Source organism: Variovorax sp. V15 (assembly GCF_041154425.1).
GTDB lineage: Bacteria > Pseudomonadota > Gammaproteobacteria > Burkholderiales > Burkholderiaceae_C > Variovorax > Variovorax guangxiensis.
Map to the genome: position 1 here is coordinate 3,224,316 of NZ_AP028659.1, position 19,691 is coordinate 3,244,006.

General features: G+C 67.8%; 22 protein-coding genes. 17 read left to right on the forward strand and 5 right to left on the reverse strand.

Translation table 11 applies throughout. The annotated features are described in order from the left end of the window. Nucleotides 1–34 precede the first annotated feature (34 nt). The 10 genes from ACAM57_RS15265 to ACAM57_RS15310 all read left to right on the forward strand — a co-directional run bounded on the left by ACAM57_RS15265 (nt 35) and on the right by ACAM57_RS15310 (nt 9,988). On the forward strand, nt 35–1,210 hold the full coding sequence (locus tag ACAM57_RS15265; RefSeq protein ID WP_369662235.1) for an acetyl-CoA C-acyltransferase: 1,176 nt from the start codon (nt 35–37) through the stop codon (nt 1,208–1,210). Between the two features lie 170 nt (nt 1,211–1,380). Continuing rightward, the gene (locus ACAM57_RS15270; protein ID WP_369662236.1) at nt 1,381–3,234 is read left to right on the forward strand and encodes an acyl-CoA dehydrogenase; all 1,854 of its coding nucleotides are present in this window, start codon (nt 1,381–1,383) and stop codon (nt 3,232–3,234) included. After that, nucleotides 3,234–3,497: a hypothetical protein gene (locus ACAM57_RS15275; RefSeq protein ID WP_184637718.1), complete on the forward strand. Its 264-nt coding sequence runs from the start codon at nt 3,234–3,236 to the stop codon at nt 3,495–3,497. Before ACAM57_RS15270 ends, ACAM57_RS15275 begins: the two co-directional genes overlap by 1 nt. A gap of 11 nt (nt 3,498–3,508) precedes the next feature. Further along, a complete protein-coding gene (locus tag ACAM57_RS15280) occupies nt 3,509–3,811 on the forward strand; it encodes a Dabb family protein (RefSeq protein WP_019652558.1) in 303 nt (100 codons plus the stop codon). Nucleotides 3,812–3,839: 28 nt separating this feature from the next. Further along, the gene (locus ACAM57_RS15285) at nt 3,840–4,637 is read left to right on the forward strand and encodes an SDR family oxidoreductase (protein ID WP_126020138.1); all 798 of its coding nucleotides are present in this window, start codon (nt 3,840–3,842) and stop codon (nt 4,635–4,637) included. 138 nt (nt 4,638–4,775) lie between these two features. Then, nucleotides 4,776–5,237, forward strand: coding sequence for a PaaI family thioesterase (locus ACAM57_RS15290; protein WP_184637720.1), 462 nt, complete (start codon nt 4,776–4,778; stop codon nt 5,235–5,237). Nucleotides 5,238–5,267: 30 nt separating this feature from the next. Next, nucleotides 5,268–6,284 (forward strand): NADP-dependent oxidoreductase, encoded by a 1,017-nt coding sequence (locus tag ACAM57_RS15295; RefSeq protein ID WP_369662237.1) that lies wholly within the window; start codon nt 5,268–5,270, stop codon nt 6,282–6,284. A gap of 102 nt (nt 6,285–6,386) precedes the next feature. After that, nucleotides 6,387–8,030, forward strand: a complete 1,644-nt coding sequence (locus ACAM57_RS15300) for an isovaleryl-CoA dehydrogenase (protein WP_369662238.1) — start codon at nt 6,387–6,389, stop codon at nt 8,028–8,030. Nucleotides 8,031–8,062: 32 nt separating this feature from the next. Further along, nucleotides 8,063–9,001, forward strand: a complete 939-nt coding sequence (locus tag ACAM57_RS15305) for a glutathione S-transferase family protein (protein ID WP_369662239.1) — start codon at nt 8,063–8,065, stop codon at nt 8,999–9,001. 81 nt (nt 9,002–9,082) lie between these two features. Continuing rightward, nucleotides 9,083–9,988, forward strand: coding sequence for an SDR family oxidoreductase (locus ACAM57_RS15310; RefSeq protein WP_369662240.1), 906 nt, complete (start codon nt 9,083–9,085; stop codon nt 9,986–9,988). A gap of 10 nt (nt 9,989–9,998) precedes the next feature. Here ACAM57_RS15310 and ACAM57_RS15315 read toward each other — a convergent pair whose 3' ends face one another. After that, nucleotides 9,999–10,667, reverse strand: a complete 669-nt coding sequence (locus ACAM57_RS15315; protein ID WP_369662241.1) for an FMN-dependent NADH-azoreductase — start codon at nt 10,665–10,667, stop codon at nt 9,999–10,001. A gap of 135 nt (nt 10,668–10,802) precedes the next feature. Here ACAM57_RS15315 and ACAM57_RS15320 point away from each other — a divergent pair, with 135 nt between their 5' ends. The 3 genes from ACAM57_RS15320 (at nt 10,803) to ACAM57_RS15330 (ending at nt 12,551) form a co-directional block, all read left to right on the forward strand. After that, nucleotides 10,803–11,705, forward strand: coding sequence for a LysR substrate-binding domain-containing protein (locus tag ACAM57_RS15320; RefSeq protein WP_369662242.1), 903 nt, complete (start codon nt 10,803–10,805; stop codon nt 11,703–11,705). Between the two features lie 303 nt (nt 11,706–12,008). Next, nucleotides 12,009–12,257: a hypothetical protein gene (locus ACAM57_RS15325; RefSeq protein WP_369662243.1), complete on the forward strand. Its 249-nt coding sequence runs from the start codon at nt 12,009–12,011 to the stop codon at nt 12,255–12,257. Nucleotides 12,258–12,278: 21 nt separating this feature from the next. Beyond that, entirely contained in the window at nt 12,279–12,551 is a 273-nt protein-coding gene (locus tag ACAM57_RS15330) for a general secretion pathway protein GspL (RefSeq protein WP_240650500.1), read from the forward strand. A 10-nt stretch (nt 12,552–12,561) separates the two neighbouring features. Here ACAM57_RS15330 and ACAM57_RS15335 read toward each other — a convergent pair whose 3' ends face one another. Beyond that, nucleotides 12,562–13,278, reverse strand: a complete 717-nt coding sequence (locus ACAM57_RS15335; RefSeq protein WP_369662244.1) for a hypothetical protein — start codon at nt 13,276–13,278, stop codon at nt 12,562–12,564. A 187-nt stretch (nt 13,279–13,465) separates the two neighbouring features. Here ACAM57_RS15335 and ACAM57_RS15340 point away from each other — a divergent pair, with 187 nt between their 5' ends. Next, a complete protein-coding gene (locus tag ACAM57_RS15340) occupies nt 13,466–13,666 on the forward strand; it encodes a hypothetical protein (RefSeq protein WP_126020114.1) in 201 nt (66 codons plus the stop codon). Nucleotides 13,667–13,723: 57 nt separating this feature from the next. On the opposite strand, the gene ACAM57_RS15345 is transcribed toward ACAM57_RS15340, so the two are convergent. Further along, nucleotides 13,724–15,247: a serine hydrolase domain-containing protein gene (locus ACAM57_RS15345; protein ID WP_369662245.1), complete on the reverse strand. Its 1,524-nt coding sequence runs from the start codon at nt 15,245–15,247 to the stop codon at nt 13,724–13,726. 132 nt (nt 15,248–15,379) lie between these two features. Further along, nucleotides 15,380–16,306 carry a LysR substrate-binding domain-containing protein gene (locus ACAM57_RS15350; protein WP_369662246.1) on the reverse strand — a complete coding sequence of 309 codons (927 nt, stop codon included), beginning with the start codon at nt 16,304–16,306 and terminating at the stop codon, nt 15,380–15,382. Nucleotides 16,307–16,405: 99 nt separating this feature from the next. Here ACAM57_RS15350 and ACAM57_RS15355 point away from each other — a divergent pair, with 99 nt between their 5' ends. Then, nucleotides 16,406–17,119 (forward strand): FMN-dependent NADH-azoreductase, encoded by a 714-nt coding sequence (locus ACAM57_RS15355; protein WP_369662247.1) that lies wholly within the window; start codon nt 16,406–16,408, stop codon nt 17,117–17,119. Nucleotides 17,120–17,149: 30 nt separating this feature from the next. Beyond that, nucleotides 17,150–17,560 carry a PaaI family thioesterase gene (locus ACAM57_RS15360; RefSeq protein ID WP_369662248.1) on the forward strand — a complete coding sequence of 137 codons (411 nt, stop codon included), beginning with the start codon at nt 17,150–17,152 and terminating at the stop codon, nt 17,558–17,560. Between the two features lie 6 nt (nt 17,561–17,566). Here the strand turns inward: ACAM57_RS15360 and ACAM57_RS15365 are convergent, their stop codons facing one another. Next, nucleotides 17,567–18,007 carry a carboxymuconolactone decarboxylase family protein gene (locus ACAM57_RS15365; protein ID WP_126020106.1) on the reverse strand — a complete coding sequence of 147 codons (441 nt, stop codon included), beginning with the start codon at nt 18,005–18,007 and terminating at the stop codon, nt 17,567–17,569. Nucleotides 18,008–18,115: 108 nt separating this feature from the next. Between ACAM57_RS15365 and ACAM57_RS15370 the strand changes: the two genes are divergently transcribed. After that, nucleotides 18,116–19,561: a PLP-dependent aminotransferase family protein gene (locus ACAM57_RS15370; RefSeq protein ID WP_369662249.1), complete on the forward strand. Its 1,446-nt coding sequence runs from the start codon at nt 18,116–18,118 to the stop codon at nt 19,559–19,561. Nucleotides 19,562–19,691: the final 130 nt, after the last annotated feature.

Genomic DNA, 19,691 nt, shown 5'->3' on the forward strand with positions numbered 1-19,691 from the left:
CTTTTCCCTTCCATCTGCTTCAAAGGACCTCACCATGACCAGCGCCGTCATCGTTTCCACTGCCCGCACGCCGCTCGCGAAGAGCTGGAAGGGTGCCTTCAACATGACGCACGGCGCCACGCTGGGCGGCCACGCGGTGCAGCACGCCGTGCAGCGCGCCGGCATCGACCCCGCATCGGTCGACGACGTCCTCATGGGCTGCGCAACGCCCGAAGGCGCCACCGGCTCCAACATCGCGCGCCAGATCGCGCTGCGCGCCGGCCTGCCGATCACCACCTCGGGCATGACCATCAACCGCTTCTGCTCCTCGGGCCTGCAGACCATCGCCACCGCAGCCCAGCGCATCATCGCGGGCGAAGGCGAGGTCTACGTGGCCGGCGGCGTCGAGAGCATCTCGTGCGTGCAGAACGAAGCCAACAAGCACATGCTGGCCGACCCGTGGCTGGTGAAGAACAAGCCCGAGATCTACTGGAACATGCTGCAGACGGCCGAGCAGGTCGCCAAGCGCTACAACATCGGCCGCGACGCCATGGACGAATACGGCGCGCAGAGCCAGCAGCGCGCCACCGCCGCGCTGGAAGCCGGCAAGTTCAAGGACGAGATCGCCCCCATCACCGTGCTGGCCGGCGTAGCCGACCCCGTGATGGGCCTGCGTACCAAGGAAGTCACCGTCGAGAACGACGAAGGCATCCGCCCAGGCACCACCAAGGAAGGCATCAGCGGCATTCGCCCGGCGCTGCCCGGCGGCCTGATTTCTGCCGGCAACGCCAGCCAGTTCTCCGACGGCGCCGGCGCCTGCGTGGTGGTCGACGAGAAGTACGCGCAGCAGAAGGGCCTGAAGCCCATGGGCCGCTTCCTCGGCTTCGCAGTGGCCGGCTGCGAACCCGACGAGATGGGCATCGGCCCCGTCTTCGCCATTCCGAAGGTGCTCAAGCGCCTGGGCCTCACGGTGAACGACATCGACCTGTGGGAGCTGAACGAAGCCTTCGCCGTGCAGGTGATCTACTGCCGCGACAAGCTGGGCATTCCGGCCGACCGCCTGAACGTGAACGGCGGCGCCATCGCCGTGGGCCACCCCTATGGCGTGAGCGGCCAGCGCCTGACGGGCCACGCGCTCATCGAAGGCAAGCGCCGCGGCGCGAAGAAGGTCGTGGTCACGATGTGCATCGGCGGCGGCATGGGCGCCGCGGGCGTGTTCGAGGTGCTCTGAGCTTCCACCTGAGCCGCTGAATTCGGACTTCCGAACGCAGAGGTCGCGAAGGTTACGCAGAAGTCGCAGAAGAGAAACCAGAATTTGATTGGTTTTTCTCTGCGACTTCTGCGTATTTCCCGTACCTCTTTTGCGTTCGGCTGTCCGATCCCGACCCCCTGGAGAATTTCATGAGCCTTCGTCCCACCCTCGACTTCCTGCTCTACGACTGGCTCGACGCCGAATCCCTCAACCAGCGCGAGCGCTTCGCCGACCATTCGCGCGAGACCTTCGACGCCGTGCTCGACACCTGCGAGCGCATCGCGCGCGAGAAGTACGCGCCGTTCAACCGCACGGTCGACACGCAGGAGCCGCATTTCGACGGCGAGAAGGTCGTGCTGCCGCAGGCCACGCACGATGCGCACAAGGCCTTCGTCGAGTCGGGAATGATGAGCGCGGCACAGGACTACGACATCGGCGGCATGCAGCTGCCCTACACGCTGCAGGCCGCGGCCAACAGCTTCTTCGCGATGGCCTCGGTGAGCATCGGCTCGAACATGCTCACCAGCGGCAACGCCAACCTGCTGATGGTGCATGGCACCGAGATGCAGAAGGAGGTCTTCGCCAAGAACGAGTTCTCGGGCCGCTGGGCGGGCACCATGTGCCTGTCGGAGCCGCAGGCCGGTTCGTCGCTGAGCGACGTGGCCACGCGCGCGGTGCCCGACGGCGACGACTTCCAGAACGATCCGCTGGGTCCGCGCTACCGCCTCACGGGCAACAAGATGTGGATCTCGGCGGGCGACCACGAGCTGACCGAGAACATCGTGCACATCGTGCTGGCGAAGATTCCCGACGAGAACGGCAGGCTGGTGCCCGGCACGAGGGGCATATCGCTCTTCATCGTGCCCAAGCGCATGGTCGATACCCAGGGCAATCTCACGGGCCAGCGCAACGACGTGGCGCTCGCGGGCCTCAACCACAAGCTGGGCTGGCGCGGCACCACCAACACGCTGCTGAACTTCGGCGAGGGCAGGTACCCGGTCGACGGCAAGGCCGGCGCGGTGGGTTACCTGGTCGGCGAGCCCGGCAAGGGCCTGCACTGCATGTTCCACATGATGAACGAGGCGCGCATCGGCGTCGGCACGGCGGCCACCATGCTCGGCATGGCCGGCTACCACGCCTCGCTCGAATACGCGAAGAGCCGCCCGCAGGGCCGGCTGGTGAAGAAGCCCGAAGCCGCCGGCACGGCGGTCGCCAAGGATTCGGCCGCGCCGCAGGTGCGCATCATCGAGCACGCCGACGTGCGCCGCATGCTGCTGGCCCAGAAGGCGTACTGCGAGGGCGCGCTGGCGCTGGAGCTGTACTGCGCCCGCCTTGTCGACGAGCAGAAGACCGGCGACGCGCAGGCCGCCGACGACGCGCGCCTTCTGCTGGAGGTGCTCACGCCCATCGCGAAGAGCTGGCCCAGCGAGTGGTGCCTGGAGGCGAATTCGCTGGCCATCCAGGTGCACGGCGGCTATGGCTACACGCGCGATTTCCCGGTGGAGCAGTACTGGCGCGACAACCGCCTGAACATGATCCACGAGGGCACCCACGGCATCCAGGCGGCCGACCTGCTCGGCCGCAAGGTGCTGATGGAGAAGGGCCGCGGCCTGCAGCTGCTGGCCGCGCGCATGACCGACACCATCGGCCGCGCGGCCAAGGTGCCGGCGCTGGCAGGCCACGCCAAGGCGCTGGGCGCCGCGCTGCAGCGCATCGGCAGCGCCACCGAGGCCGCCTGGTCCACCGGCGACCCGGCCGACGCGCTGGCCAATGCGGTGCCGTACATGCAGGCCTTCGGCCACACGGTGCTGGCCTGGATCTGGCTCGACGTCGCGGGCAAGGCCCTGCAAACCGACGCGGAAAAGGCGAGGGCGGTAACAGCTGGCAAGATCGGCGCCACGGACTATTTCTTCCACTACGAGCTGCCGAAAATCGGCGCATGGCTCAACGTGGTCGAAACCCGTGATCCGACCTGTACAGCTTTGCCCGAGGACGCCTTCTGATGGCCACCACCGATTCGCCGAACCCCACCCCCAGCAGCAACACCCCCGCCGCCAAGCCGCCGAAGCCGCATGCGCGGCTGGAGAAATGGATCTGGATCCTGATCTACGGCGGCCTGTTCGTCGTGATCCTGGGCATCGCCACCGGCCGCACCGATGCCGCGCTGGGCTGGTCCATCTCCGTGCCCGGCGGCATCGTGGCACTGGTCGGCTTCGTGCTGATCTACGTGCGCTCGCGCCTTCCCAACACCCCTTCAAGCAAGTAACGAGGCCCGCCATGCTCAAGCACATCGTGATGTGGAAGTTCAAGGAGCACGCCGAGGGCGCCGACAAGGCCACCAACCTGCTCAAGGCCAAGGCGCTGCTCGACGCCTGCGCGAAGCTGTCGCCCGGCACGCTGCGTTTCGAGGTAGCCATCGCCCAACCCGGGCTGGAAGCCACCTACGACCTTGTCCTTTATTCGGAATTCACCGACGCCGCCGCCCTGGCGGCCTATGCCGACCATCCGCAGCACGTGGCCCTGAAGCCATTCATCGGCGCCGTGCGCGAAGCCCGCCAGTGCATGGACTACACGATCTGAACCACTACCAGAACCCCGGAGACAACCCATGACCGCACGCACCGTCCAGAAACTCTTCGACCTCACCGGCAAGACCGCCCTCGTCACCGGCGGCTCGCGCGGCCTGGGCCTGCAGATGGCCCACGCGCTGGGCGAGGCCGGCGCGAAGATCATGCTGAGTTCGCGCAAGGCCGACGATCTGGAGCAGGCGGCCGCCGAGCTGCAGGCCGCCGGCATCGACGCGCGCTGGATCGCCGCCGACTGCTCGAAGGAGGAAGACACCCGCCGCCTGGCCGACGAGACCCTGCAGCGCATGGGCGCGGTCGACATCCTCGTGAACAACGCGGGCGCCAGCTGGGGGTCTCCGGCCGAGAGCCACCCGGTCGAGGCCTGGGACAAGGTGATGAACCTCAACGTGCGGGGCTACTTCATCCTGTCGCAGCAGATCGCCAACGGCTACATGATCCCGAAGAAATCGGGCCGCATCATCAACATCGCCTCCATCGCCGGCCTCAACGGCAACCCGCCCGAGATGCAGACGCTGGCCTACAACACCTCCAAGACCGCGGTCATCGGCTTCACCCGCACGCTGGCTGCCGAATGGGGCAAGTACAACATCAACGTGAACGCCATCTGCCCGGGCTTCTTCATGACGAAGATGGCCGCGGGCCTCATCAAGTCGCTGGGCGAGGAGAAGATGGCCGCGCAGGCGCCTCTGGGCCGCCTGGGCGACGAGGAGGACCTGAAGGGCCTGACGCTGCTGTTCGCGAGCGACGCCGGCAAGCACGTCACCGGCCAGTGGCTGGCCGTGGACGGTGGCGTGAGCGTGGTGCTCGGCGCAGCTTGAAATGACCACCCCCAGCCTCGCCCACTTCGTGTGGCTCGGACACCCCCTCGAGGGGGCGCACCCTGCGGCCCGGCGAAGCCGGTTCCGCGGGAGCCCGCGAACGGGCCGCGCAGAGGTGCAGGAGGCTGGCAAACTGAAATGACCGATCAAACCGACGACATCAATTTCCGCTCGTACACGAGCCGCATCCCTTTCGCGCGCCACCTGGGCTTCGAGCTGACGAAGTTCGAGAACGGCGAATCGGAGATCCTCTACACCGCCAAGCCCGAGCACCTGAACACCTTCGACGTGACGCACGGCGGCGCCTGCATGACGCTGCTGGACATCACCATGGCCGCTGCCGCGCGCAGCATCGCGCCCGAGATGGGCGTGGTCACCATCGAGATGAAGACCAGCTTCATGCAGCCCTCGGTCGGCCCGCTGCACGCGCGCGGCACGCTCATTCACAGGACGGCGACGCTGGCTTTCACCGAGGCCAGAATCTACGACGAGCAGGAGCGCGTGTGCGCCCACGCCACCGGTACCTTCAAGTACGTGAAGCGCCGGCTGCCGACCGGCCCGGCCAGCGCCAACGAGATGCGCCCGCCCTCGACCGACTGACCCGACCCTATTTCTCCCCCGGAGCCTTCCATGCCCACCAACAAGCAGATCCATCTCGACAACCGCCCCGAGGGCGAGGCCATCGCCAGCAACTTCAAGCTCGTCACGGCCCAGACCCCCGACCTCAAGGACAACCAGGTCCTGGTGCGCCACCACTACATGAGCCTCGACCCGTACATGCGCGGGCGCATGAACGACTCCAAGAGCTACGCGCAGCCGCAGCCGCTGGGCCAGACGATGCAGGGCGGCACGGTCGGTGAAGTGGTGGAAAGCAAGCACCCCAAGTACGCCGTGGGCGACAAGGTGGTGGGCTTCGGCGGCTGGCAGGAATACAGCGTGGTCGATGCCTCGCAGCCCGGCGCGCTGAAGAAGGTCGACACCACGCACGTGCCGCTGTCGCACTACCTCGGCGCCGTCGGCATGCCGGGCGTGACCGCCTGGTACGGGCTGGTGAAGATCATCGCGCCCAAGGCCGGCGAAACGCTGGTCGTCACAGCCGCCAGCGGCGCGGTCGGCAGTGCCTTCGGCGCGCTGGCCAAGGCGCGCGGCTGCCGCGTGGTCGGCATCGCGGGTGGCGCCGACAAGTGCAGATACGTGACGGACGAGCTGGGCTTCGACGCCTGCATCGACTACCGCCAGCACCCCGACCTCAAGTCGATGAGCGCGGCGCTCAAGGAAGCCTGCCCGGACGGCATCGACGGCTACTTCGAGAACGTCGGCGGCTACATCTTCGACGCGGTGCTGCTGCGCGCCAACGCCTTCGCCCGCGTGGCCCTGTGCGGGATGATCGCGGGCTACGACGGCCAGCCGCTGCCGCTGGCCAACCCGGCGCTGATCCTCATCAACCGCATGAAAATCGAAGGCTTCATCGTCAGCGAGCACATGGAAGTGTGGCCCGAGGCGCTGGCCGAGCTGGGCACGCTGGTGGCCACTGGCAAGCTCAAGCCGCGCGAGTCGATCGCGCAGGGCATCGAATCTGCGCCCGAGGCATTCCTGGGCTTGCTCAAGGGCAAGAACTTCGGCAAGCAACTGGTTAAGCTGATCTGATGCATCAATGAGCTGAACGCACGGCAAGGAGGCCGGCCATGCGCGCCGCGCCGGGCCGCCCAAGCCAGCGCGCACCGCAGTGCAGAGCACGGAGGTATTCGAATGGACTCGACGCACGAGGTCTTCAACCAGCCCACGCCGCTGGTGGACTACAACCTCTTCGACACCAACCGGCCCCTGCGCGATGCGCTGAAGTTCAACGCGCCCGCGCTGCAGACCGCGCAGCTGCACGAACTGGGCGCAACCCTCGGCTCGGCCGGCATGCAGGCGCATGCGCGGCTCGCCAACATCCACACGCCCGAGCTGCACACGCATGACCGCTTCGGGCGGCGCATCGACGAGGTGGAGTTCCATCCGGGCTATCACGCGCTGATGAGCGCCGCGGTGGGCGCCGGGCTGCACGGCACGCCGTGGACCGGCACATCGGCCTCGCCGCACGTGCTGCGCGCGGCTGGCTTCATGCTCTTCACCGAGCTGGAGCCGTCGATTCTCTGCCCCGTCTCCATGACCTACGCCGTTGCACCCGCGCTGCGCGGCAACGCGGCGGTGCATGCCGACTGGGCGCCGAAGCTCGGCAGCCTCTGGTACGACCCGGCGCTCAAGCCCTTCAGCGACAAGCCCGGCGTGACCATGGGCATGGGCATGACCGAGAAGCAGGGCGGCTCCGACGTGCGGGCCAACACCACGCAGGCCGTGCGCGACGGCACCGGCGACGCCTGGGGCGAGCGTTACGCCATCACCGGCCACAAGTGGTTCTTCTCGGCGCCGATGTGCGACGCCTTCCTGGTGCTGGCCCAGGCGCCCGCCGGGCTTTCTTGCTTCTTCCTGCCGCGCGTGCTGCCGGACGGCTCGCGCAACGCGATCCGCATCCAGCGGCTGAAGGACAAGCTGGGCAACAAGGCCAACGCGAGCTCCGAGGTGGAGTTCCATGGCGCCATCGCATGGCTCGTGGGCGAGGAGGGGCGTGGCATCCCGCAGATCCTCGAGATGGGCACGATGACGCGGCTCGACTGCGCGCTGGGCACCAGCGGGCTGATGCGCCAGTCGCTGGCCATCGCGCTCAACCACGCGACGCAGCGCATGGCCTTCGGCAAGGCGCTGATCGACCAGCCGCTGATGAAGAACGTGCTGGCCGACCTCGCACTGGAGAGCGAGGCCGCCACCGCGCTCGCCATCCGCCTCGCGAGGGCCTTCGACAACCAGTCCGACGAGCACGAGCGCCTGATGGCCCGGCTGCTCACGCCGGTCGCCAAGTTCTGGATCTGCAAGCGCGGCAGCGCCTTCGCGCAGGAAGCCATGGAATGCCTGGGCGGCAACGGCTACGTGGAGGAGGGCGGCGAAGGCATCATGGCCCGCATCTACCGCGAGATGCCGCTCAACTCCATCTGGGAAGGCGCGGGCAACATCATGGCGCTCGACCTGCTGCGCGGCCTGCGCAAGGGCGACGCGGCGGCCACGCTGGCGAAGGAACTCGCACCTGCGCGCGGACATCACGCCGCGCTCGACCGGCTGGCCGATGCGCTACCGGCGCGCATCGAGGCGATGGCTTCGGAAGCCGAGGCCCGCCGTCTCGCGCAGGACGTGGCGCTGGCCGTGCAGGCCGCGCTGCTGGTGCAGACGGCGCCGGCTGCAGTGGCCGGCGCGTTCTGCGCATCGCGCCTGGCCGGCGACTGGGGCAATGCCTTCGGTACGCTGGGCGCAGGCACAGATTTCGACGCCATCATCCAGCGCGCACAGCCGTGCTGAAGCAACACGAACGACAACCCACGGGAAACACCATGGCCGACCTGATCCTCCATCACTACCTCACCTCGCCGTTCTCGGAGAAGGTGCGCCTCATCCTCGGCGCCAAGAAGCTGCCGTGGAAGTCGGTCTTCATCCCGCCGATCATGCCCAAGCCCGACGTGGAGGTGCTCACCGGCGGCTACCGCAAGACGCCGTTCCTGCAGATCGGCGCCGACATCTATTGCGACAGCGCGCTCATCGCCGACGTGCTCGAGCATCTGCGGCCCGAACCCACGCTCTATCCGGAGCCTGAAAAAGGCATGTCGCGCATCCTCGCGCAGTGGGCCGACACCACGCTCTTCTGGGCCGCCATGGCCTGGAACCTGCAGCCCAGGGGCGCGGCGGAAGTGTTTGCCAAGGCGCCGCCCGAAGCCGCGAAGGCCTTCGGCGAGGACCGCGGCAAGATGAGCGCGGGCAACATGACCCGCCTGCGCCCGGCCGACGCCACCAGCGCCTACAAGTCGTACCTGCGCCGCCTGTCGGACATGCTCGACGAGAAGCCCTATCTGCTCGGCGAGGTGCCCAGCATCGCCGACTTCTCGGCCTACCACCCGCTGTGGTACACGCGGCGCATAGAGTCGGTCCGCACCATCCTCGACCTCACGCCCGCGGTGATCGACTGGATGGACCGCATGGCCGCCATAGGCCACGACGTGCCCGAGAAGTTCTCGAGTGAGGAAGCCATCGCGGTGGCGAAGGCCTCGACGCCGCATTCACTGCTGACCGACAGCACCTTCCAGGACGACCACGGCATCCCGCTGGGCACCGCGGTCACCATCCGCGCCGAGAGCTTCGGCCTCGAGGAGACGCCCGGCACGCTCGTGGCCGCCACGCGCACGCACTACACGCTGGAGCGCAGCAGCGAGCGCGCGGGCACGGTGCATGTGCACTTTCCTCGGATCGGCTATGTGCTGAAGAAGGCCGAGGGCTGACTCGCGTCACGCGAACGACAGCCGTTCTCCGCTTGAAGCGGTCCAATAGACGGCACAGAGTCAACCAAAGGAAAGCACCCAATGATTCAGGACTTCAAGGGCAAGACCGCCGTTCTCACCGGCGCGGGTTCGGGCTTCGGCCTGGAGTGCGCGCGCATCGGCGCCGCCCGCGGCATGAACCTCGTGCTGGTCGACGTGCAGCAGGATGCGCTCGACAAGGCCCAGGCCGAGATGGAAGCGGCCGGCGTGCAGGTGCTGGCGCGCAAGGTCGATGTGTCGGACGCGGCGCAGATGGAGGCATTGGCCGCTGCCGTGAAGGAGCGCTTCGGTGCGCCGCACTTCGTCTTCAACAACGCGGGCGTGGGCGCCGGCGGCCTGGTGTGGGAGAACACCGTGGCCGACTGGGAATGGGTGCTGGGCGTGGACCTGTGGGGCGTGATCCATGGCGTACGCCTGTTCGTGCCGATGATGCTGGAGGCTGCGGCCAAGGACCCGTCCTACCGCGGCCACGTGACCAACACGGCCAGCATGGCCGGCCTGCTCACGCCGCCCAACATGGGCATCTACAACGCCGCGAAAGCCGCGGTGGTGAGCCTTACCGAGACGATGTACCAGGACCTGAACCTCGTCACCGACCAGATCGGCGCGAGCCTGCTGTGCCCGTACTTCGTGCCCACCGGCATCACCAGCAGCGAGCGCAACCGTCCGAACGCGCCGAAGGAAAGCGAGCTCACCAAGAGCCAGCTGATCGGCCAGGCGATGAGCAACAAGGCTGTGAGCAGCGGCAAGATCACGGCTGCCGAAGTGGCCGCCAAGGTGTTCGAAGCCATCAGCGACAACCAGTTCTACGTGTTCAGCCATCCGAAGGCGCTGGGCAACGTGCGCAGCCGCATGGAGAACATCGTCTCCATCACCAATCCGGCCGACCCGTTCCTGGAGCGGCCCGAAATCGGCCAGAGGCTGCGCGAGCAGTTGCGCTCGGCCTGAGCCGGGGCGTTCAGCCGGCCTGCAGTTCGGCCACGAGCGCTTCGACACGGGCAAGCGCTCTGGCGATGGAGCGGTCGAGCAGGTCGCCGTGGTCTTCGGCGTGCTCGATCGCCACGCTGTGCACTTCGTTGAGCCCGAGCAGCGCCAGCGGGCTCGCGATGCCCGGCGTGAGCAGGTCCATCTGCGCCTGGAATCCACCCGGGCCGTAGCCGCTGCTGCCGCACGAGGTGAGCAGCACCGTGCGGCGGTGTCGCTCGGCCAGCAACGGCACGTACGGGTTCTCGCGGTCGCGGTCGAAGTCGAAGGTCGAGCCGATGCGCACGATGTTGTCGATCCACGACTTCAGCGGCGCGGGCATTCCGAAGTTGTACATGGGCGCGCCGATCACCAGCACGTCGGCGCGGCGGAGCTCGTCGATCAGTGCGTCGCTTTCGGCGAGCACCGCGTGCATCCACGGCTCACGCTGCCCGGCCGGCGTATAGCCCGAGGCGATCCACTCGCCCGTGACGTTGCCGGGCGGCGTGGCGCCGATGTCGCGGTAGATCACTTCGTCGTCGGGCCGGGCTGCCCGCCAGGTCGTAACGAAGTGATGGCTGAGGCGGCGCGAATGCGAGCCGTGGACATGCGTGCCCGAACGGCCGGGGCGGGCGCTGGCGTCGATGTGGAGCAGTGTGGTCATGGTGCGGTCCTCTTTGACATGAAGGGTTGGATGAAGAGAATTCAGCTGTCTGCCTGGCATGGAGAGAAATTTATCGGCGCACCGCCAAGGCGACAAACGACGATTTCTTTGCGTTTCTGAAAAATAAATTCATCCATGGCCAACCTTCGCCAACTCCCTCCGCTGGCGGCGCTGCGCGCCTTCGAAGCCGCGGCGCGGCATTGCAGCGCCAAGCTCGCGGCCAACGAGCTCTCGGTGACTCCCACGGCCATCAGCCACCAGGTGCGCCAACTGGAGGATTCGCTGGGCGTGGCGCTCTTCATCCGCCAGCCGAGGCAACTGGTGCTCACGCCGCAAGGCAGGGAACTGCAGGTGGTGCTCGGCGAATCGTTCAACGCGATGGCGAATGCCGTTGCGCGGCTGCGTGCGCCACCTGAGCGCATGGCCATCACGCTGTCGACCACCCCGGCGGTCGCGGCGCGATGGCTGCTGCCGCGCGTGAGCACGCTGCGCGCGCTGCATCCGCGGCTCGACCTGCGCATTCACGCGTCGCACGACGCGGTGGCGCTCGATGGCGTCACGGCCGACCTCGCGATCCGCTACGGACGCGGGCAGTGGCCGGGCATGGTGTCTGAAAAGCTGTTCGACAACGTCTTCGCGCCCGCGTGCAGCCCCGCGCTCAAGCTGCGCCGCCCTGGCGAACTGGTGCGACACACGCTGCTGCACTTCACGGTGCCCGGCAGCAAGAGCCAGCCCGGCACATGGGCCGCGTGGCAGCAGGAAGCGCAGGTGCCGGGCCTCGACGTGTCGGCGGGGCCGGTGTTCTCCGACGAGACGCACACGGTGTGGGCCGCGCTGCAGGGGCAGGGCGTCGCGCTGATGAGCCTGGCGCTGATCGCGGACGAACTGCGCGCGGGCAATCTCGTGCAGCCCTTCGGCCCGGAACTGCCGGGGTTGCCGTTCCATCTCGTCTGCCCCCAGGCCCGGCGCGACGAACCCGCCGTGGCGGCGGTGTTCGAGTGGGTGAGGGGGCTTCAGCCGCCCGGCGCGAATAGCTGACTTCGCGTGCAATGACTTTCGACACTGGTGGCGGCCGGTTCGGGCTTCTAGAGTCCGCGCGAGGATCGGGCGGTGCCTTGCGGTGTACCGGTTGTTAACTATTACGCAGGCCGTCGAGCTTTGTTCGCCGGGCCTCTTCTCACGCGCGAGGTTCGCGCAGTAATCCCTTAGCCCGGCCGGATCCTTTCCTTAACCTTCGGACACTTTCTTTGATGAAGGTCAGAAAAGGTTGCCCCGAAGCAGCCGGCCTTCTTCAGCGGACCCCATGCATATACGCGAGATATCGCGAAGAGGAGGACAGTCATGCGAACCCCGTTCCTGCGCGAAGGCAGCCCGGACGAACCAACCTCGGTGCCCGGGCGCGGCGCGGCGCTCAGGGCGCTGCTGCCGGTCTTGATGTGCTTCGCCGCCGCAGTGGGGTTCGTGCTGATGGCGCTGTTCGTCCAGAACATCGTGGCGGCATCGGTGTTCACCACGGCCGCCATCGTGTTCCTTGGGATCGGGCTGATCCTCGGCCTGAGCATGTGGGTCTTTCCGGGCCTGCCGCGCTAGATGCCCGGGCGGGAAGAAAGCATGGCCGGCAAGCCTGGCACGGCTCCCATCCTCCGCATCGGCAGCTGGCGCCTGACCTTCATCGGCGCTGCGATCGGGCTGCTGATCGTGCTGGCCGTGCTCATGAAATGGATTGTCGAACTGCAGGTCGAGGCCGCGCAGGAGCGGCGCCTGAGCGAAGCCGTCGCGCGCGAGGCTGCGGCACGCTGCCATGAGAGGACGCCGCTTCAGGCGGTCAGGGAATGCCTGGCCGAGCTTGCCGCCGGCGCTGCCGCTCGTCCGCAGGAGCGCTGAGTGAAGCCGGTCAGTCGTCGCTGATCCACTGGCCGGAAGCCGGGTGCACGACGGCGGGCTTGCCGCCCAGCATGAGCGACTCCTCGTCGGGTTGCGCCGCGTTCTGTGCGGCCACGTCGAACTCGATCCGCAGCGCCTTCGCCACGAAGGCGTCCTCGATGGGCAGCTCCCATGTCAGGAAGACCAGGTTGCAATCCGTGCCCTCCGCGAAGTCGGCCGCGTCGAAGCCGCTGCTGCCGCGCCGGATCACGGCATGAGGCTGGCCGGTGTCGAAGATCACCACCGTGCCTCGCCTCAGCGGGATGCGCCGGTCCGCGAAGGGGAAGTGCAGGTCCAGTCCCTTGTCCTCGCTCATGAAGAGATTGCAGAACGCCGCGAAGCCGTACCGGGTGCCGTCGTGGTGGTACTTCGCACCGCGGCAGGCCATCAGGGCGATGTCGCTGGAGGCCAGCACCCCGGGCAGGCTCTGCGCCTGCGCCCAGTCGGACGCGGCCTGGACGCAGAGCCGGTAGTCCGGCCAGCGCGCGCGGGCCCGTGCGAGGGGCAGGGGCTCCACGTCTCCGAGCTCCAGCGCGAGCTGCGAGGAAATCTCTCGGTCCCAGTCGGCGAGCAGGCGAGCGGGAGGCATGGGCACGTCCACCATGCCGCTCAGCACAACCTCGCTCACGCTGCGGCTGCGGAGGCGGTCGCCGCCGCTGTGGAAGAAGGAGATCAGCGCCTGGTTCATCGGTGGGCAGTGTAGTAAGCACGTCGCGCCTGTCGCCTGGACTGTCAATGACGGGATCATCCGGTTCCCCCGGAGGACGCCATGAGGAAAATCCGCGTTGTTGGCGCTCGGAAAATACCCTTAGGAATATTTGAGTACCAAAGAGTTAACATTTGGAGCAATCAAGCACACGAGGAGGCAGCACCCCATGGAGACATATCCGACCCTGAGGCAGGCCACAGGCGTGGCCCGCACCCTGAGCAAGCACTCGTCCTGCACCATGGTGGTCTACCGCGTGACGGAGGAAAAGTTCGTGACCGCGCATCCGTCCGACACGGTCAACGGAACCATCGAGGCCGTCTACCGTGATGGCTATGTGGTGCCGACGCTGCTGAGCAAGACGCGCTGAGACGAAGCCGGACACCACCTCGAGTTGCAGGCCTCCTTCGGGAGGCCTTTTTTCATTTCACGACGACGCGGGCACCGCCTGCATCAGCAGCGACAGCGCCTTGCGCAGGCTCGGGACCGACGAGCTTTCGCCCTTGTCGAAACCCAGGCGCACCACGACGAGGTCGTGCGAGGGAACGATCAGCACCACCTGCCCGCCGGCGCCGAGCATGTAGTAGGCCGAGGTCGGCACCGGCCATGTGCTCGTTCCGTTGAGCCAGAAGAAGCCGCCGTAGATCGGGCGCTTGTCGGCCGCCCACGTCGGCGCGAGCGTGCTCACGAACTTGACGTAGCCCTCGGGCAGGATGCGCTCGCCGTTCCACACGCCGTCCTGCAGGTACAGGTTGGCCAGGCGCGACCAGTCGCGTGCCGACATGAAGTCGTAGCCCTGGCCCATGAAGTTGCCGTAGGGGTCGGTCTCCAGCGTCATCGTGCGGATGCCGATCTTGTCGAACAGGTTTCTTTGCGGGAATGACAGGTATTCCTCGCCGCGTTTTTCCACGGCCAGCCGGATCAGGTAGTTCGCCAGCACCGGGTCGGTGTTGCGATAGCGGCCGATGGTGTTGGGCGGCCATTGCTGTGGCCGCGTGGCCGCGTAGTTGAAGATGTTGATGCGGCCCGTGTAGAAGTAGACGTGGTCGGGGTAGGTGCCGTTGGGGTCGAAGTCCGGGTCGTCGGGCGCCTTGATGCGCAGGCCGCTCGACATGTGGAGGATGTCGGAGATCCTGATTTCCTTGCGCTTGTCGTCCGCGCCTTGCCATTCCGGAATGGGCGCGCGCTGGTCGAGCTGGTATTCGCCCTGTTTCATCAGCACGCCCATCATGGTCGCGGTCACGCTCTTGCCCATCGACCACGACTCCAGCGGCGTGCCCGGGCCGATGCCGTTCATGTAGCGCTCGCCGACGATGCGCCCCTTGTGCGTGACCACGAAAGCCGCCGTGTAGGCCTCGGGCAGCTCGAAGGCCGCGTCGACCGCCTGGCTCACCTTCGCGGTGTCGATGCCGGGCGGAGTGCCGCCAGGCATGACGTCGCCCATGGGCCATGCCTGGGTCGACGCGTCGGGCAGGGCGCTCTTGACCGCCACCGGCGTGAAGAACACGTCGTCCCTGCCCGGCGGCAGCGTGATGCAGCCCTGCGAGCCGTAGTAGCGGGCCGTCAGCGTCGGGCCGTTGGGAATGGTGATGCGGACTTCCTTCTTCGCGCGGTCGACCACCGGCGTGCCGACCTTCTTGCGCTGCGCGTAAGGGCCGGTGAAGTAGCCCACGCTCTCGGCCGCGACGGCGGGGTCGAGCCCGGTGATGAAGGCCGCCGAGCACATCGCCTTGGCGTAGCCCGAGGTGTTGTGCTCCAGCGGATCGCCCGGCGGCGGCACGTACGGCGTGTTGAGTTCGTAGCTTCTGGCGCGTGCGATGAGGGCCTCGCGCGCCGGCAGTTCGGGTGTGTTCGTGGCGGGCGGCGTGGTTCCGCCGGTGCCCAGTCCTATGCCTATTCCTCCACCTCCGCCGCCGCCCCCACCGCCGCCTCCGCATGAGGTCAAAACCATTACAAGAAGCGCGCCTGTCGCAATGGCAACGGGCACGCCGGCAAACCTCTTCATAGGGGGCTCCTCGCTTAGTTGTTGCCGGAGTCTGCGCGAAACCGGTAACAGACTGCAAGCCCGGTCTTCAGATTCCGCTCAGGCTGCGGTGGCCTGCGATGCGATCCACTCCCACACGGCGCGTAACGCCGGCTCGTCTTCCCTGCCGTTCGCAACGGCAAGAAAGTAGCTGCCCGTGTCCAGCACAGGCCCGAAGGGCTGCACCAGCGCGCCGCTGCGGAGTTCCTCGGCCGAGAGCGTGAGGCTCAGCAGCGCCACGCCATGCCCGGCGAGCGCGGCCAGCATGGCGTGCGTCTCGTCGGAGAACGACAGGCCCGATGCCTTCATCGCGCGCCCCCTCGGCGGCGCGATGCCGGCTTCGCGGAACCAGCGCGGCCACACGGCTGGGGCGAGCGCCTGCGGCTGCCAGTCGCAGTGGATCAGCCGGTGCTTCGGCAGATCTGCCGCGTCCTTCAGGCCGAGCATCGGGCTGCACAGCGGCGCGTAGCGCTCGGGCATCAGTTCGCGCGACACCAGCCCCGGCCAGTTGCCGTTGCCGGAGCGCACCGCGATGTCCGCCTCGCCGCGCGCCAGGTCGACCAGCGTGTCGCTCGCATGCAGCCGCAGTTCCACACCGGGGCAGGCCTTGCGGAAGGCATCCATGCGCGGCAGCACCCAGCGCGCGGCGAAGGCGGTGTTGGTGCTCAGGGTCACGGCCTGCGAGGCGGAAGGGCGGCGCAGCCTGTCGACACCGGCCTCCAGCAGGTCGAAGCCTGTGCGCAGGTCGTCGAAGAGGCGCTGGCCAGCAGGCGTCAGCGCAAGCTGGCGCGTGAGGCGGCGAAAAAGCGGCTGGCCCAGCGTGTCTTCGAGCGCGCGCACCTGGTGGCTGATGGCCGATGGCGTCACCGAGAGCTCCTGCGCAGCCCGCTGGAAGCTCAGGTGTGCGGCCGCGGCCTCGAAGGCGCGCAGCGAGAGCAACGCAGGCAGACGGCGCGGCGTGCGGACAGGTGAGCCAATCTCGTTCATCGGTGGAGAAATGATCGTTTGTGAAGCTGGCTCCTGAAACCTAGATTCAAGGCCTGCGCTCCATTCTGGCAGCGCGAAACGAAAGAAGGAAACTCATCCATGACGAACGCGACCATGAACATCCTCCACATCGACGCCAGCGCCCGGCCGGGCCGTTCCGACACCGACCTGCACGGCTCGCACACCCGCCGCCTTTCCGCGCGCTTCGTCGAACGCTGGCTCGAGGCGCGGCCCGGCGACCGCGTCGATTACCTCGACGTGGGCCAGCAGCCGCCCGCGCACGTCAGCGGCCGCTGGATCCACGCGGCCTTCACGCCGCCCGCCGCGCGCGAGCCCTGGATGGCGCAGGTGCTCGCCGAAAGCGACCGGCTGGTCGACCAGCTCGTCGCGGCCGACCTGATCGTGGTGGGCCTTCCCATGTACAACTTCAGCGCGCCCGCGCAGTTCAAGGCGTGGATCGACAACATCGTGCGCGTGGGCCGCACCTTCGGATTCGACCGCTCGCGCGGCGCGGTGCCGTACTGGCCGATGCTGGCGGACGCGGGCAAGCGCGTGGTGCTGCTGGGCGCGCGCGGCGACCACGGCTACGACGCGGGCGGGCGCATCGCGCATCTCAACCACACCGAGAACAGCGTGCGCTCGGCGCTGGGCTACATCGGCATCACGGAGGTATACGAGGCAGCGGTGGAGTCCGACGAGTTCGGCGGCGAGCAGCTCGCCCAGTCGATCCGGCGCGCGGAGCAACGGGTGGACGCTCTGGTGGATGCGCTGCTGGAGCCTGCTGACACCACGCTGTCAGCAGCTGCGGCCTAGGATTTCTCGCTCCACGTCCGGAGCGAAAAAATGGTGCCCAACGCCCCCCGGTTGGAGCGCTTTCCGCGTCCACCCACCGCCGAACTCTTCAGCCAGCGCGTGCTGGATTTCGACAGAGCCAAGGGCTCGATCCGCCTGAGCTTCGTCGCCACCGACGCCTTCCTCAACCCCGCGGGCGCGGTGCAGGGCGGCATCCTGGTCGCGATGCTCGACGACACGATGGGACCGGCGCTGTGGGTGCTGAACGGCGAGGAGACCTGCTCGGTCACCATCGACCTCAGTGTGTCCTTCCTGGCTGCCGCGAAGCCCGGCCTGCTGTACGGCGAGGGCCGCGTGGTGCAGCGGGGCAGGACGATCGCCTTTCTCGAAGCCCGTTTGAGCGATGCCGGCGGCCGCATCGTGGCGCGTTCCACGGCCAGCGCGCGCATCGTGAAGGGCTGATCCCGGTCAGTCCGCCAGCTGCTTGCGGAAGCCGACCGACAGCCGGTTCCAGCTGTTGATGGCGTTGATCGCCATCGTCAGGTTGACACGTTCCGCCTCGCTGAAATGGGCGGCCAGCGCTTCGTAGGCCTCGTCGGGCGCATGGGTGAGCGACACCTGCGTCAGCGCTTCGGTCCAGGCCAGCGCTGCGCGCTCGCGCCCGGTGAAGAGCGGCGTTTCGTGCCACACGCACAGGGTGGCCAGGCGGCGTTCGGTTTCGCCGGCCTTGCGCAAGTCGGCCGAGTGCAGGTCGATGCAGTAGGCGCAGCCGTTGATCTGCGAAGCGCGCAGCTTGACCAGGTCGAGCAGCTTCGGCTCCAGGCCGAGTTTGCCGATGGCCGCTTCGAAGCCGATCATGGCCTTGAGCGCGTCGGGAGAAGCCTTGTAGAAGTCGAGGCGGGATTGCATGGCGCGGGTTCCTTCAATGGGTTGAGTGGTTCAATGCAGCCTCGATGCTAGGAGCGAGGGGCGTCGCCGCAGGCGGCCAATCCGGGGCATTCGCAGGAGACCAATCCCATGGAGTTGCACGTCGTCATCGAAGGCGACAAGGACCTGGCCGGCCAGCTGTACCGGCAGTTGAAGGAGGCCATTCGCAGCGGCCGGCTTGCGGCGGGCGAGAAGCTGCCGCCGTCGCGCCTCTTCGCCCAGCAGTTGGGGCTGTCGCGCAAGACAGTGTCGGAGGCCTACGCCCGCCTGAGCTTCGAAAAGCTGCTCACGGGCCGTGTCGGCAGCGGCACCTTCGTGGCCCGGGACGCCGCGCGCAAGCCGGGCGCGGCAGCCACGCGGGCGCTGGCCGGGGGCGCCATGGTCGAGCACTGGCGCGGCATCAGCACACCGCTGCGGCACCCCGCGCCGGCTGGCAGCGCGCGCTACGAATACATCGGCGGTGCGCCGGCGCGCGATCTTTTTCCGCACGCGGACTGGCGCCGCTGCATGCTGCATGCGCTGCGGCAGGGCGCCCGCTCGCGCGGGCTGTACGGCGAGGCGGAGGGCCTGCCGGAGCTGCGCGACGCCATCGCGCGGCACGCGAGCTTTTCCAGGGGCGTGCGCTGCGTCGCGGCCGACATCCTCGTGACCAACGGCGCGCAGCAGGCGCTGGACCTGGTCGCGCGGGTGCTGGTCGAGCCGGGGAGCACGGTCGCGATGGAGGAGCCGGGCTATCCGCCGGCACGGCTGCTGCTGGCCGGGCAGGGCGCGAAGGTGGTGGGCATACCGGTCGATGGCGAAGGGCTGGTGGTTGAGCGCATTCCCGACGGAACGCGGCTGATCTACGTGACGCCCGCGCACCAGTTCCCGCTGGGCATGCCGATGAGCGAGGCGCGCCGCAAGGCACTGCTGAAGCGGGCCGACGAACTGGGCGCCATCGTCATCGAGGACGACTACGACAGCGAATTCCGCTACGAGGGCCGCCCGGCCGACTCGCTGCACGGCATGGATGCCAACGGCCGCGTGGTCTTCGTCGGCACCTTCTCGAAGACGCTGGCGCCCGATCTTCGGCTGGGCTACCTGCTCGCGCCGCCCGACGTGCTGGAGGCAGCCGCCACGGCCAAGTACCTGAGCGACTGCCACACCGCGACGCCGGCGCAGTCGGCACTGGCGAAGTTCATCGCCGACGGTGACCTCAACAGGCACATCCGGCGCTGCCACGCAGCCTATGCGCAGCGACGCGAGCGCATCGTGCGGCGCTTCGCGGAAGATCTTTCGCCGTGGTTCGAGCTGGTGCCGATCTCGGCCGGAATCCACATGGCGGCGCTGTGCAGGCCCGGAAAAGGGGACCGGATCGACATGGACCAGCTGGTGCGGCTGGCGCGCCGGGTCGACGTGGGGCTGTATCCGCTGGCGCCGTTCTTCCATTTCTCACCCCCTCGGGCGGGGCTGATGCTGGGGTTCGGCGCCATCGGCGAGGCCGACATCGACCCGTCGCTGGACCGGGTACGAGACGTGCTGTTGCAAATGGAATGAATCCGGCGGCGCCCGCGCCGCGTAAACCCGGTATCTTCCGCCGCAACCCGAACCCACCGATACTCAGAGACGGGAAACATTCGCGCCGCCGGCAACGTACCGGCCCCGAGCAAGTTCAATGAATCAAACA

Bases quoted from the DNA above. Each gene is read 5' to 3' on its own strand.
- ACAM57_RS15265 (WP_369662235.1), top strand. From the start codon at position 35: ATGACCAGCGCCGTCATCGTTTCCACTGCCCGCACGCCGCTCGCGAAG.
- ACAM57_RS15270 (WP_369662236.1), top strand. From the start codon at position 1,381: ATGAGCCTTCGTCCCACCCTCGACTTCCTGCTCTACGACTGGCTCGAC.
- ACAM57_RS15275 (WP_184637718.1), top strand. From the start codon at position 3,234: ATGGCCACCACCGATTCGCCGAACCCCACCCCCAGCAGCAACACCCCC.
- ACAM57_RS15280 (WP_019652558.1), top strand. From the start codon at position 3,509: ATGCTCAAGCACATCGTGATGTGGAAGTTCAAGGAGCACGCCGAGGGC.
- ACAM57_RS15285 (WP_126020138.1), top strand. From the start codon at position 3,840: ATGACCGCACGCACCGTCCAGAAACTCTTCGACCTCACCGGCAAGACC.
- ACAM57_RS15290 (WP_184637720.1), top strand. From the start codon at position 4,776: ATGACCGATCAAACCGACGACATCAATTTCCGCTCGTACACGAGCCGC.
- ACAM57_RS15295 (WP_369662237.1), top strand. From the start codon at position 5,268: ATGCCCACCAACAAGCAGATCCATCTCGACAACCGCCCCGAGGGCGAG.
- ACAM57_RS15300 (WP_369662238.1), top strand. From the start codon at position 6,387: ATGGACTCGACGCACGAGGTCTTCAACCAGCCCACGCCGCTGGTGGAC.
- ACAM57_RS15305 (WP_369662239.1), top strand. From the start codon at position 8,063: ATGGCCGACCTGATCCTCCATCACTACCTCACCTCGCCGTTCTCGGAG.
- ACAM57_RS15310 (WP_369662240.1), top strand. From the start codon at position 9,083: ATGATTCAGGACTTCAAGGGCAAGACCGCCGTTCTCACCGGCGCGGGT.
- ACAM57_RS15315 (WP_369662241.1), bottom strand. From the start codon at position 10,667: ATGACCACACTGCTCCACATCGACGCCAGCGCCCGCCCCGGCCGTTCG.
- ACAM57_RS15320 (WP_369662242.1), top strand. From the start codon at position 10,803: ATGGCCAACCTTCGCCAACTCCCTCCGCTGGCGGCGCTGCGCGCCTTC.
- ACAM57_RS15325 (WP_369662243.1), top strand. From the start codon at position 12,009: ATGCGAACCCCGTTCCTGCGCGAAGGCAGCCCGGACGAACCAACCTCG.
- ACAM57_RS15330 (WP_240650500.1), top strand. From the start codon at position 12,279: ATGGCCGGCAAGCCTGGCACGGCTCCCATCCTCCGCATCGGCAGCTGG.
- ACAM57_RS15335 (WP_369662244.1), bottom strand. From the start codon at position 13,278: ATGAACCAGGCGCTGATCTCCTTCTTCCACAGCGGCGGCGACCGCCTC.
- ACAM57_RS15340 (WP_126020114.1), top strand. From the start codon at position 13,466: ATGGAGACATATCCGACCCTGAGGCAGGCCACAGGCGTGGCCCGCACC.
- ACAM57_RS15345 (WP_369662245.1), bottom strand. From the start codon at position 15,247: ATGGTTTTGACCTCATGCGGAGGCGGCGGTGGGGGCGGCGGCGGAGGT.
- ACAM57_RS15350 (WP_369662246.1), bottom strand. From the start codon at position 16,306: ATGAACGAGATTGGCTCACCTGTCCGCACGCCGCGCCGTCTGCCTGCG.
- ACAM57_RS15355 (WP_369662247.1), top strand. From the start codon at position 16,406: ATGACGAACGCGACCATGAACATCCTCCACATCGACGCCAGCGCCCGG.
- ACAM57_RS15360 (WP_369662248.1), top strand. From the start codon at position 17,150: ATGGTGCCCAACGCCCCCCGGTTGGAGCGCTTTCCGCGTCCACCCACC.
- ACAM57_RS15365 (WP_126020106.1), bottom strand. From the start codon at position 18,007: ATGCAATCCCGCCTCGACTTCTACAAGGCTTCTCCCGACGCGCTCAAG.
- ACAM57_RS15370 (WP_369662249.1), top strand. From the start codon at position 18,116: ATGGAGTTGCACGTCGTCATCGAAGGCGACAAGGACCTGGCCGGCCAG.